This is a genomic window from Streptomyces sp. NBC_00057 (genome assembly GCF_045041165.1).
GTDB lineage: Bacteria > Actinomycetota > Actinomycetes > Streptomycetales > Streptomycetaceae > Streptomyces.
In genome coordinates this window covers 7,933,316-7,945,250 of record NZ_CP108256.1, presented here as the reverse complement: position 1 = coordinate 7,945,250, position 11,935 = coordinate 7,933,316, and the positions used below count along the sequence as shown (strand labels likewise).

Here is an 11,935-nt window from a genome sequence, read left to right as displayed (position 1 = left end):
ACACTTCAGGTATGCGTGATCAGCCGCCCTTTCCGCCACCCCCTGACGACATCCAGGAGATCGGCGCGCCCGAGCAGTTCGCGGCGCTCGCCCACCCGCTGCGCCAGCAGCTTCTCTTCGCCCTGAGTCACCGGCCCGCCACGATCAGCGGGCTCGCCGTGCAACTCGACACGAAGAAGGGCAACGTGGCCCACCACCTCAAGGTGCTGCGCGACGCCGGACTGGTCCACATCGCCGAGACGCGCCAGGTCCGCGGCGGCACCGAGCAGTACTACCGGCGCACGGCCCGCCGCATCGTCGTCGCCGAACCCCAAGAGGCAAGCACCGCTGCGACGTTCGCCGCGGTCACCCAGGAGCTGGACCGCTCCCCCGCCGAGACCCACCTGACGCTGCGCCACCTGCGACTCAACCCCGCGAAGGCACAACAACTCGGCGAGACCCTCGCCAGGCTGGTCGACGAGGCCGAGGAGGGCGCCGAAGATCAGCCCGTGCACGGCGTGCTGGTGACGCTGTATCAGCAGGCCGGCCCGACCAACGGCACCGCATAGCCACGGGGCGGCCGGTCAGCCGCTGAGCAGGTCCGGGTTCTCGGCCAGTGAGGCGAGATGTCCGGCCGGATCGGCAATCAGCTTGCGGGCCGTCAGGTCGAGCATCCCCGCCACGCCCGTGACCTGCGCCGCGACAGTGCCGTCCTCCTTGAGAATCTCCTGCGCGACCTCGAACGTCTTCCCCTCGCCGTATACGAACCGGCAGGTCACCCGCACCCGGTCGCCGCCGCGGAGCTCCCGCAGGAACTTCACCGTCGTCTCAAGGGCCACCGGCCCGACGCCGCTGGCCAGCAGCTTCTCCTGCGACAGGCCGGCAGCGCGCAGCAGTTCCCAGCGTGCGTGCTCGGCGTACTGGAGATAGACGGCCTGGTTCAGGTGGCCCTGTGTGTCGAGTTCGTAGCCCCGGACGGTCACGTTCACAGAGAAGGTCATGGACGTCCCAACATCACGGCGCATTCCGCCATTCCCCCACACCCGCACAACTGCCCACGCCGCAGCTTTTTACGCTCCTGTCGTGCCCATTTCGACGGCCGCCCGGAGTCCGCCGGTGCCTCCCTGGTTTCGGGCCGTCGCGGTGTCCGCAGGCGGAACAGCGGCCGGGCCTCCGCTGCCGGGTCTGTCGCCACGACGAAGCCGGCCCAGTGGTCGGCCGCCGATGCCCTGCGAACAGGCGCGCCTCTGCCGTTGCGCGGATGCTCAGGCCGGGTGCGGCTCGAGGTGGGGGAACCTGAACCCGGTCCGACTGCGGGCGACTTCGCCGGGGCGCAGATCGGTGCTGGGGTAGTCGGGACGGTTGGGCGAGTCGGGCAGGTGCTGGGTCTCCAGGCAGTTCGCGCTGTGGCGTGCGTGGCGCAGGCCCGCGGGGTCCGCGAAGGTGCCGTCGAGTCGGTTGGCGGTGTAGACCTGGAAGTCGGCGAGCGCTGTGAATGCCGACTCGGGCACGATCCGCTTCTTGAGCTTCGCGCTGGACCAGCACAGGAACGCACGACAACGGTCGTGCACACAGAGTTTTCAGCGATGGAAAGATACTTCCGGCAGACAGACTCGCTCGGCATGCTTGCCTGCTCGCCTGTCTGCCGGTCTGTTTACCGAGGACCGGAGTGTCCTCCGTCGCGCACTCCTACTGCGGCAGCCCCGAAGGCGCGGTGGCCCACCCGGTGTTGGGCTCCTCGGACAGCCGGTAGGCCATCGAGCCTCCTCGGGCGACCAGGTCCGCGTCCGTCCAGGACCTTTCGCTGGTACGGCCGTTGACCTTGACGGCATCGATGTACGGATGCGTGGCGTCGGCGCCCGGGGCGCTGATCGTGATGTCCTTGCCGTGCGGCCGGCCGATCACCGCGTTCGGGAAGAGCGGGGCGCCCACCAGCATCGTGGCGGTGCCCGGCGTCTGCGGATACAGGCCCAGCGCCGAGAAGACGTACCACGCGGACATGGTGCCCAGGTCGTCATTGCCGGGCAGGCCGCCGGGGCCCGTACCGTACACGGTGTCGAGGATCTCGCGGACCGTCGCCTGCGTCTTCCACGGCTGGCCCAGCGCGTTGTAGAGCCACGGGGCGTGGATGCCGGGCTCGTTGGTCGGGTCGTAGCGCAGGGCGTCGCCGCCCTTCACCGACCAGGATCCGTCGGGCTTGTGGAAGAAGCCGTCGAGCCGCTTCGCCGCGGTGTCCCGGCCGCCCATGGCCTCGGCCAGCCCCTGGACGTCCTGGGGGACCATCCAGGTGTACGTGGCACTGGTGCCCTGCGCGAAGCCGCGTTCACTGCCCGGGTCGAACGGGGTCACCCATGAGCCGTCGAGGTTGCGCGCCTGGATGTAGCCGGTGGTTCCCGCGCCGTCGGTGGCCGCGGAGTTGAACACATTGCGCCACCAGCCTCCGCGCTCCTTGAAGGACTTGGCCTCCTCGTCGCGCCCGAGCAGTTCGGCCCAGCGGCCGAGCGCGGCGTCGGCCACTGCGTCCTCCAGCGTCTCTGCCGCGCCGCCCCAGCAGTGACACACGTCCTGGGGTGCGTAGTGCGACTTCAGATACTGCGCCAGATTGGGCCGCTGGCCGGTGCACTGGCCGGGACACCCCGCGTCCGACAGTCCGTCTTCGACGGGGACGGTCGCCTGGCGGGCCAACGATTCGTAGGCCCCTTCGTAGTCGAAGTTCCTTACACCCATGGCGTAGAAGGTGGCCAGAGTCGCCGCCGTGGGGTCTCCAGTCATGACGTGCGTGGCACCGTTGATGTGCACCCAGCGATCCCACACCCCGCCGTTCTGCTGCGCGAAGTTGTACAGCGACTGGGCGAAGTCACCGGCGATCTCCGGCTTGAGCAGTGCGAGCAGCTGGATCTGGGCCCGGTACTGGTCCCACCCGGAGAAGTTGCTGTACTGCGCCCCCTGCCCACGCTTCACCCGGTGCGACGCACCGTCCATGCCGGGGTAGCGGCCGTCGGTGTCGCTGATCAGGTTGGGCTGCATGAGGGAGTGGTAGAGCGCGGTGTAGAAGGTGGTGCGCTGTGCGGTACTGCCGCCGCCGATGCGTACGGAACGCAGCTCGCGGTCCCAGGTGCGGCCGGCCGCGGCCGCGACCTCGTCGACACCGGCATGCGGGGCCACTTCCTCCTTGAGGTTGGCCTCCGCCCCGGCCTGGCTGACGTACGAGATGCCGATGCGCATGTGGACATCGGTGCCGGCACTGGTGTCGAATCCGACCCAGCCGCCTGATCCCCGGCCGGCCCGGTCGGCGCCGGTGGCGTAGCCCTCGCCGCCGCTTCCCGTGGTCGCGCCCGGGGCGAGCGTGCCGTCCTTCCACGTACCGGTCGAGGAGAAGTCACGGTCGAAGGAGGCGCTGAAGTACAGCCGGTAGTAGCTCTTGCGGTTGTTGGTGCCGCCATTGGCGCGGCGCCCGCAGAAGGCTCCGGTGAGGACCGAGCCGGTGACTTTGCGGTGCGCGGTGTCGATGTCGACCTGGGCGTCCTCGCTGCCGTTGAGCGAGTTGGAGACGCGGAAGAGCAGGTTGGCGGGCTTACCGGCCGGGAAGCCGAAATCGGCCACGCCCGCGCGTCGGCTGACCGCCAGGTCTGCGGTGGCGCCGTTGTCCAGCCCGACGGTGTAACGGCCCGGTACGGCACGTTCGTTGTCGTGCGAGAAGTTGGCGGCGTAGACGGCGTCCTTGGTGTCGGCGGACGGCGACGAGGTGACATCCCCGACGAACGGCATGATCGGTACGTCACCGGCGGCGCCCGGATTGCATCCGGCACCGTTGACATGGGTGAGGCTCAGTCCACGCAGCCGGGTGGTGCCGTAGTCGTAACCGTTGGCGGCGCCGGTGCTGGTCTGGTCCCCTCTGGTGCTCGTCGGCGACCAGCCGATCATGCCGTACGGGAGCGTGGCGCCCGGGTAGGTGTTGCCGCCGTTCGAGGAGCCGATCAGCGGGTCGACGTAGGCGGTGGGATGTGTGACGGGGCCGGCGGTCGCCTCGGCGGCCGGGGGCATGACCGCGGCGGCGAGCGCGCCGGTGACGATCACGGCGGCCGTTCGCGCACCGAAGCGCCTCGCCGCGGGCAACGGTCTGGGGGGCATGTCGCAGTACCTTCCAGGAGTTTGGACAACGTTGTCGAAGCTGAGGACCGGCCGGAACAACGTTGATCGATTCGTGGCCGAGAGTAGATGCCGACGGCGTGGGAGGGAATGCCGCGAACGGCATACCTGGTGAATGAGCGGTGAACACAGACAGTGGGCGGCCGCATTGCCGGCCGACATATCCATATGAGCTGTGATCCGGTGGAGTTGTACGGTCCGCACGGTGAGTACCCAGAACCACGGCGGCATCGAGTACCGGCACCGCTGCGTCGATGAGGACTTCCATGACGTCGAGCCGTGGGTCCACGTGCTGGATCTGTGGCCGCTGAACGACGGGACGACTACGAGGCGTTCGGTTGCCTCTTCGGGGTGCGCAACTACACGGACTTCGAGCCGCTCGCGCCCGATCGCGGGCCGCCGACCGATCTGTCGGGTACGTTGCACGCGGACTCGGAGCCCGGGCCGACCACGGGTGCGATGCACAATGCGAGTTGGGTGACCTGGGCGGATGTCGCCGCGATGGCCCTCACGTCCCGACCCGGCCGGGGCGTAGGCCGTCCGACCGGGAGCAAGGGGTCGGCGTCGGAGTGCGCCGCGGCGAAAAGAGGCGTAACCCCGCAAAGAAGTGCGGCGCGACATCGTACCCCCTGTGACGCCGCCGCTCACCACCCTCGCGTGGCGGTTGAGTCACCTCAGTGAACTGCTGGTCCTGCGCGCCGACCACACGAACGGCAGCCACTCGCTGACCCGGGACGACTACCGCGTCATCGCGGACGCCGCCGGGGCGGTCGCAGACTTCAATTCCACTGCCACGGCCTGGCGGGATGCGCTGATCGGCGTCGACGACTCGACGCTGGACACAGTGGGGCACAGCACGTACCCGCATGGCAGCGATCCGGAGGACCCGTTCATCGAAACGGTCTGGTGGGTCAATCGGGAACTGCCGCACCACGGAGCCGAAATCGCTCTGCTGCGCGACCTCTTCCGCGCCGGGCAGCGCTGACGGCGATGACGGCGCTCGGCCGGGGACCGGCACCGCGGGCGGACGCACCTGGCCCCCACCGGATGTGTGGCGGAGGCCCAGGTGCAGTGCCCGGCTGCGGCCGCCCAGCTGTCAGACCGCGCGGAGGTACTGCTCGGGCGTGCGGAGTTCGCCGCCCAGTTCGCGGGCTGCGTGCTGGGCCCACGACGGGCTCCGCAGCAGCTCGCGCCCGAGGAGAACCGCGTCCGCCCGACCCCCTGTGATGATCTTCTCGGCCTGCTGCGGCTCGGTGATCAGGCCCACGGCCGCCACGGGGAGCGAGGTCTCCGCCTTGACCCGCTCGGCGAAGGGAACCTGGTAGCCCGGCCCGGTCTCGACGCGGGCGCGCGGGGCGTTCCCGCCGCTGGAGACGTCCAGCAGGTCGACGCCGTGGGCCTGGAGCTCCTTGGCCAGTCGTACGGTCTCGTCGACGGTCCAGCCCTCGCGCTCGTCCTCATCGTTCTCCGTGAGCCAGTCCGTCGCGGAGATCCGGAAGAGGACGGGAAGTTCCTCCGGCCAGACCTCCCGCACCGCGTCGACGACCTGCAGTGCGAAGCGGACGCGGTTCTCGAAGCTGCCGCCGTACTCGTCGTCACGCCGGTTGCTGTGCGGGGAGAGGAACTGTCCGACGAGGTACCCGTGGGCTCCGTGCACCTCGGCAACCTGGAAGCCCGCGTCGAGCGCGCGGCGGGCGGCCTCGCGAAACCGGCCGACGACGCCCTGGATCTCGTCCACGGTCAGCTCGTGCGGCACGGGGTGACCGTCGTCGAACGGCAGCGGGCTGGGGGCGACGGGCGTCCAGCCGTGCGCATCCGGCCCGACGGGACCGCCGCCCAGCCAGGGGGCAGCCGTCGACGCCTTGCGACCGGCATGGGCGAGCTGGATGCCGGGAACCGATCCCTGCCCCTTGATGAAGTCCGTGATCCGGCGGAAGGCGGCCACCTGGGTGTCGTTCCAGATGCCGAGGTCCGCCGGGCTGATCCGGCCCTCGGGGCTGACGGCAGTCGCCTCGGTGAGGATGAGTCCGGTGCCGCCGACGGCGCGCGCCGCGAGGTGGGCGAAGTGCCAGTCGGTCGCGACACCCGCGTTCGGCCCCACAGGTTCGGCACTGTACTGGCACATGGGCGCCATCCACACCCGGTTGGGAATGACGAGCGACCGCAGGGTGTAGGGCTCGAAGAGGGCACTCACGTCGGACTCCGTTTCGACGGTACGGAAGAATCGCTAGTACGATACATCCCGTACTACGACACCCGTCAAATTACGACGTCCCTCGTACAAGGGCGTGGACATGCGTGAGGCCCACTCCCGGTCCGTTTCCGGCCGGGAATGGGCCATACGGTCGCTGAGCGGCCGTATGCGGGCTATGCGCGACGCCTCAGTGTGATGTCGGCGTCCCCGTCGTAACCCTGGGTCCAGCTGCGTCCGGCGCCCGACTTCCAGGTGACATGGGCGGTGGTGCCGTCGATCCTGACGCCCTCCACCGTCATGGCCCGGTCGCCGTCCCGTACATCCCCTCGACGCAGTTCGCGCGCCTTGACGGTGACGGGCTCCGCCGACTGCGCGCTCTCGGCCTCGTCCGCCGCGAGGGCGAGAGCCGCCGCCAGTTCCCGGGCGCGGGCGGGGGTGCAGATCACAGTGAGCTCTCCCGACGGTGCCACGCCCCGGACCTGGACACCCGCCCCAACGGGGGTCACCTCCAGGGTCGCAACGTGTCCGTCGCGGTCCTCGATCCCACTCGTCATCGCTCTGTTCTCCCCTTGCCCGTTGCGCCCTTCGGCTCAGTGCAGCCGGAGGCTCTCCGGCGGGCCCGGACAGCTGGGCTTGAGGCCGCCGGTGTCGACCACCAGGTTCTGCCGCACCGCCGTCGGGTCGACCATCCAGAATTTCAGCACATGAACTCCTGGCCGACCGATCCGGTGCACCGTTGTCCGAGGTGTTGCGGGCCCACTGGACGTTCATCGTGCCGTCGTCGGAACCCGTCACCGCCGTGACGTTCACCTTCTGCGGTGCATCGTCGTCGAAGGAGACTGCGTACGTGAGCCCGTCGGAGGCCAGGGCGTTGTTACGGGGTGACAGATAGGTGTGGACGGCGACCGGGCCGGTCGTGAACAGGGAGACCCGGTACTCCAGCCGCGGGCTGATGCCGGGGATGCGCTGCCAGCTGATCCCGCCACCGCCGACGGAGCGGGAGTAGTGGTCGGCCTCGATGGAGACGTACCCGTTGGCCTCCACGAAGCCGGCTACATGGCGAGCCTCGAACTCCTGCAACTGCCCGACCCGCCCACCGCCTTGTTCGTGGGCAATGATCTCCAGGCCCTCGGCATCCACGAGGCCGCCCGCGAACTGGGGCTGCGCATCCCGGAGGACCTGAGCGTCGTCGGGTTCGACGATCTGTCCCTCACCCGGTGGATCGGACGACGGCTCACGACGGTGCGCCGGCCCCTCATCCAGATGGCCGAGACCGCAGCCCGCCTGGTCCTCGACCTCGGCCGGGGCGGCCGGCCCGCGACCACCCGGGTCGTTCTGGCCACCAAGCCGGTGGTACGGATCGGCTTCCGGCACGTCCGGGACACGGTGGAGGACGATGGCAGCACGACCCGGGTCCTGACCCGCTCCGCCGGCGCCGGCATCGCCGGGGCAGATCAGCCGCAGTAGACGTCCAGACGGCCGCACATGCCGAACTTTCCGTACGCGGAGGGCTGTTCGGCGTGCACACAGGCGTCGGCCAGGTATCCGCTGTCACCGCGCGCCAGAGCGTCGAGCTGTCCGCCGGTCACCTCGGACGCGGCAGCGGCCCCCTTCTGCCAGCGCCCCCGCCAGTCCTCGGTCCTCGGGCGCACGAGTGCGGCGGCGGCCCGGTGGAAGTCGACGAGCGGTTCGGGGTCACCCGCCTCGGTGGACCGGCGCAGCGCGAGAAAACCCTCGACGGCGAGATCACGGCGGGTGCGGGCGGCCCGCTCCCGTTCCGCTTCGGAGCCGTCGACGGGAAGGACGACCGCCGCCCGGTAGGTGTCGGGGTCCGCGAGGTGGCGGGGCGGCAGAGTGAGTACGGCGTCGCCGGCCTCGGGCAGCCCGCTGTTCTCCATGAGGACGACTATGCGCAGCCCGTCCTCGTTGACCAGGCGGTGGATCGTGCCCGGCGTGAACCAGACCAGGGCACCCGGGGCCAGTGGCGTCTGCCGGAACCCCGACGCAGTGAGGGTCTGCACCGAGCCCGTGCCCCCGACCACGACATATCCCTCGGAGCAGGTGAGGTGGAGATGGGGTGTCCCGCCGCGCAGGCCGTCCGCGGTGGGCCAGTCGTAGACCCGCAGGTGGGAGACGGCGACGGCACCGGGCAGCCCTTCGAAGGTCGGCACAGCCACTCCTCGGTCTCTCTGCGTCGGGGCCCGGGCAAGCGCTTTCCATGCCTGCTGCACCGTACCTTCGCCGACCGTGGAAGCAACAGGGTCCGGGTGACCGGAGCTGCCCTGCGGGCCACTGTCAGTGGTGGGGTACAGACTGGCCCGTATCCGACACAACGGCGTTTCGGGAGGTTCGGCCATGACCGACGTACTACTCACCGTGGGTACCCGCAAGGGACTCTTCATCGGCCGCAGACGCGGTGGCGCGTGGGAATTCGACGGCCCGCATTTCAATGCCCAGGCTATCTATTCGATCGCCATCGACACTCGCAGGCAGGTCCCCCGACTGCTGGTCGGCGGGGACAGCGCGCACTGGGGCCCTTCGGTCTTCCGCTCCGACGACCTGGGCAGCACCTGGGTCGAGCCACAGCAACCGGGCGTGAAGTTCCCTCAGTTCACCGAGGCATCGCTGGAGCGGGTCTGGCAGCTGCACCCGGCGGGCCCCGAGGCGCCCGATGTCGTGTACGCGGGGACCGAGCCGGCGGCGCTGTTCCGTTCTCAGGACGGCGGGGTGTCCTTCGAGCTGGTCCGCCCGCTGTGGGAGCATCCGACGCGTTCGAAGTGGGTGCCGGGCGGGGGCGGCGAGGGTCTGCACACGATCCTCACGGACCCCAGGGATGCTCGGGCCGTGACGGTCGCGGTCTCCACGGCCGGGGTATTCCGTACCAAGGACGGCGGCGCGAGCTGGGCTCCGTCGAACAAGGGAGTGTCGGCGGTCTTCCTCCCCGACCCGGATCCTGAGTTCGGTCAGTGCGTCCACAAGGTGGCCCGGGACGCGGTCGATCCCGACCGGCTCTACCTCCAGAACCACTGGGGAGTGTTCCGGAGCGACGACTCCGGGGACAACTGGACGGACATCGGCCGGGGCCTGCCCTCCGATTTCGGATTCGCCGCAGCAGCACACCCGCACCGCGCGGACACGGCCTACCTCTTCCCGATCAACGCCGATGCCGACCGCGTGCCGGCCGAGCACCGCTGCCGGGTCTTCCGCACCGGCGACGCGGGCAGCACCTGGGAGCCGCTGTCGACGGGCCTGCCCGAGGAGACGCATTACGGCACGGTGCTGCGCGATGCGCTGTGTACGGACGACGCCGACCCTGCGGGCGTCTACTTCGGCAATCGCAACGGCGAGGTGTACGCGAGCGCGGACGACGGGGACAGCTGGCGGCAGCTCGCCTCGCACCTGCCGGACGTCCTCTGCGTCCGGGCGGCGGTCATCGGCACGTGACCGGTGCGGTCGTCAGCAGTGGGGCAGGGCCCGCGGCAGCAACTGCCCCGTTGATGCAGTCGGTCAGGATGCAGAACTGCACGACGTGGCGACCGGCGCGTACGCCGGTGCCGACCGGATTCACCCCACAGTCCTGAATCCGCTGTTGCCGCCGCCGGTCCCGGACCGGCGGCGGCTTCCGCTCATGGCAGCTGCCAGTCCACCGGCTGGGCCCCCTGGCGGAGCAGGAGTTCATTGGTGCGGCTGAACGGGCGCGAGCCGAAGAAGCCGCGGTCCGCCGACATGGGCGAGGGGTGCGCGGACTCGATCGCCGGGAAGTCGTCGAGGAACGGCCGCAGATTACGGGCGTCGCGCCCCCACAGCACCGACACCAGGGGCTTGCCGCGCGCGGCCAGGGCCCGGATGGCCTGCTCGGTCACTTCTTCCCAGCCCTTGCCGCGGTGCGCACCCGGTTTACGGGGCGCCGTGGTGAGCGCCCTGTTCAGCAGCAGCACGCCCTGGCGCGTCCAGGGCGTCAGATCGCCGTTGGACGGACGCGGAAGCCCCAGGTCCGTGTGCAGCTCCCGGAAGATGTTCTCCAGACTGCCGGGCAGCTGACGCACCTCGGGGGCCACGGAGAAGCTCAGCCCCATGGCCATCCCGGGTGTCGGGTAGGGGTCCTGACCGACGATCAGGACCCGAACCTCGTCAAAGGGTTGCTGGAATGCGCGCAGAACGTTCGCGCCGGCCGGCAGATAGGTGCGGCCGGCTGCGACCTCCGCACGGAGGAAATCGCCCATCGCGGCGATGCGTCCGGCCACAGGGGCCAGCGCCTCGGCCCAGCCGGGCTCGACTACTTCATTCAACGGTCGTGGTGCCACGAAGCATCACTCTACCGGCGTACTGGACCCGCTCCCCGCCGCTGCGGCGGCTTCCGCAGCCGGTCTCCTGCGCCCCGAAGTCCCGCATCCGGGACTCGGGATAGGCTGCCGCCGTCATTCCTCTTCTCACCTCTTCTCTGTCTGGAGCCGGTCCATGAGGTCACGCAGGCATTCGCCGGAAAGCGGCAGTGCTCGTTGCGCCCGGCGGAGGCTGTCGTGACGGCGCAGACGGAGACGGACGCATCGGCCGGTGCGACGGGTACGTCGGGGCCGTTCGTGCTCGGCGTGGACTCGGGCGGTTCCGGGTTGCGGGTGGCGCTGGGCAACGTCGGCATGTCCGCCCCGGTGGGCACGACTGTCTGCGCCGAGCCGGTACGCACCGGACCTGCGGGGATCGATGCGGGCCATCTGCTGGAGCAACTGCTGCCTGCCGTCCGCCGGCTGCTGGAGCGGCACGGCAGCGGTGACGGCACCGGGATCGCCGCCGTGGCGATCGGCGCCGCCGGTATGGCGACGCTCGGCGGACAGTTGCGCGCCGAGTTGCCTTCGGCCCTGGAGAGCGCGCTCGGGATGCGTCGGCTGGCTCTCGCCGCCGACGCGGTGACCGCTTACGCGGGTGCGGTCGGTCAGCACCCGGGGGCGGTCGTCGCGGGCGGCACGGGCATGATCGCGCTGGGTACGGATCTGACGAGCTGGCGCCGGGCCGACGGCTGGGGTCATCTGCTGGGTGACAGCGGCGGCGGCGCCTGGATCGGGCGGGCCGGGCTCGATGCGGCCATGCGAGCCCATGACGGGCGGCGCGGTGGGTCCGCCGCACTGCTGGCCCGGCTGGAGGCGGTGTTCGGGCCGGCACCGGAGCTGCCGGGACTGCTGTATCCGCGCACCGACCGGCCTGCCGTGCTGGCCTCGTTCGCGCCCGAGGTCGCCGCGTGCGCCGGGCATGATCCGGTCGCCGCGGGCATTCTGCGCGAGGCCGCCGGACATATCGCGGAGGCGGCCGCGGCGGTGTGCCCGAAGGCCGGGGCCGACGACGAACCGTGCGAAGTGGCCCTGACAGGCGGCTTGTTCCGGATGGGCGATCCACTGCTCGTACCGTTGCGAGAGGAACTGTCCCGGCAGCTCCCGCAGGCACGGACGGTCCCCGGTTCGGGTGATCCGCTGTCCGGTGCGCTGTCCATCGCTCAGGCGTTGGCCACCGGGGATCTGCGACTGCCCCGCCATCCGACGCTGCTCTGCGTACCCGGTCACGTGCCTGAGCAGGAGCCCGGATAGGTGCAGACAGAGCAGGACAGTCGACCAGTAAGCCTCT

Annotated in this window: 11 protein-coding genes and 3 pseudogenes; 5 read left to right on the top strand and 9 right to left on the bottom strand. The window is 70.2% G+C overall.

Annotated elements, in window-relative coordinates:
- The first annotated feature begins 11 nt into the window (after positions 1–11).
- Positions 12–548 (top strand): ArsR/SmtB family transcription factor, encoded by a 537-nt coding sequence (locus OG953_RS37570; protein WP_405689973.1) that lies wholly within the window; start codon positions 12–14, stop codon positions 546–548.
- 15 nt (positions 549–563) lie between these two features.
- On the opposite strand, the gene OG953_RS37565 is transcribed toward OG953_RS37570, so the two are convergent.
- The 3 genes from OG953_RS37565 to OG953_RS37555 all read right to left on the bottom strand — a co-directional run bounded on the left by OG953_RS37565 (position 564) and on the right by OG953_RS37555 (position 4,110).
- Positions 564–980, bottom strand: a complete 417-nt coding sequence (locus OG953_RS37565) for an acyl-CoA thioesterase (protein ID WP_405689971.1) — start codon at positions 978–980, stop codon at positions 564–566.
- A gap of 264 nt (positions 981–1,244) precedes the next feature.
- Positions 1,245–1,550 (bottom strand): hypothetical protein, encoded by a 306-nt coding sequence (locus OG953_RS37560; RefSeq protein ID WP_405689969.1) that lies wholly within the window; start codon positions 1,548–1,550, stop codon positions 1,245–1,247.
- A 118-nt stretch (positions 1,551–1,668) separates the two neighbouring features.
- Positions 1,669–4,110: a GH92 family glycosyl hydrolase gene (locus OG953_RS37555; protein WP_405689967.1), complete on the bottom strand. Its 2,442-nt coding sequence runs from the start codon at positions 4,108–4,110 to the stop codon at positions 1,669–1,671.
- A 646-nt stretch (positions 4,111–4,756) separates the two neighbouring features.
- On the opposite strand from OG953_RS37555, the pseudogene OG953_RS37550 reads away from it, so the two are divergent.
- Positions 4,757–5,113 (top strand): annotated as a pseudogene (locus OG953_RS37550) (DinB family protein); the annotation flags it as partial.
- 111 nt (positions 5,114–5,224) lie between these two features.
- On the opposite strand, the gene OG953_RS37545 reads toward OG953_RS37550, so the two are convergent.
- The 3 genes and pseudogenes from OG953_RS37545 to OG953_RS37535 all read right to left on the bottom strand — a co-directional run.
- Entirely contained in the window at positions 5,225–6,322 is a 1,098-nt protein-coding gene (locus OG953_RS37545) for an NADH:flavin oxidoreductase/NADH oxidase (RefSeq protein ID WP_405689965.1), read from the bottom strand.
- Positions 6,323–6,495: 173 nt separating this feature from the next.
- Positions 6,496–6,876, bottom strand: coding sequence for a hypothetical protein (locus tag OG953_RS37540; RefSeq protein ID WP_405689963.1), 381 nt, complete (start codon positions 6,874–6,876; stop codon positions 6,496–6,498).
- Positions 6,877–6,912: 36 nt separating this feature from the next.
- Positions 6,913–7,378: pseudogene (locus tag OG953_RS37535) on the bottom strand (glycosyl hydrolase); the annotation flags it as partial.
- Here OG953_RS37535 and OG953_RS37530 point away from each other — a divergent pair.
- Positions 7,364–7,681, top strand: a pseudogene (locus OG953_RS37530) (substrate-binding domain-containing protein); the annotation flags it as partial. The pseudogenes OG953_RS37535 and OG953_RS37530 sit on opposite strands and share 15 nt — an antisense overlap.
- Positions 7,682–7,776: 95 nt before the next feature.
- Here OG953_RS37530 and OG953_RS37525 read toward each other — a convergent pair.
- Positions 7,777–8,493 (bottom strand): cupin domain-containing protein, encoded by a 717-nt coding sequence (locus OG953_RS37525; protein WP_405689961.1) that lies wholly within the window; start codon positions 8,491–8,493, stop codon positions 7,777–7,779.
- 184 nt (positions 8,494–8,677) lie between these two features.
- Here OG953_RS37525 and OG953_RS37520 point away from each other — a divergent pair, with 184 nt between their 5' ends.
- Complete coding sequence (locus OG953_RS37520; RefSeq protein WP_405689959.1) at positions 8,678–9,766, top strand: WD40/YVTN/BNR-like repeat-containing protein; 1,089 nt, start codon at positions 8,678–8,680, stop codon at positions 9,764–9,766.
- Between the two features lie 182 nt (positions 9,767–9,948).
- Here OG953_RS37520 and OG953_RS37515 read toward each other — a convergent pair whose 3' ends face one another.
- Both OG953_RS37515 and OG953_RS37510 read right to left on the bottom strand, forming a co-directional pair.
- Entirely contained in the window at positions 9,949–10,626 is a 678-nt protein-coding gene (locus OG953_RS37515) for a uracil-DNA glycosylase (RefSeq protein ID WP_405689958.1), read from the bottom strand.
- The gene (locus tag OG953_RS37510) at positions 10,604–10,744 is read right to left on the bottom strand and encodes a hypothetical protein (protein ID WP_405689956.1); all 141 of its coding nucleotides are present in this window, start codon (positions 10,742–10,744) and stop codon (positions 10,604–10,606) included. Before OG953_RS37510 ends, OG953_RS37515 begins: the two co-directional genes overlap by 23 nt.
- 98 nt (positions 10,745–10,842) lie before the next feature.
- On the opposite strand from OG953_RS37510, the gene OG953_RS37505 reads away from it, so the two are divergent.
- Positions 10,843–11,898 (top strand): N-acetylglucosamine kinase, encoded by a 1,056-nt coding sequence (locus tag OG953_RS37505; RefSeq protein ID WP_405689953.1) that lies wholly within the window; start codon positions 10,843–10,845, stop codon positions 11,896–11,898.
- Positions 11,899–11,935: the final 37 nt, after the last annotated feature.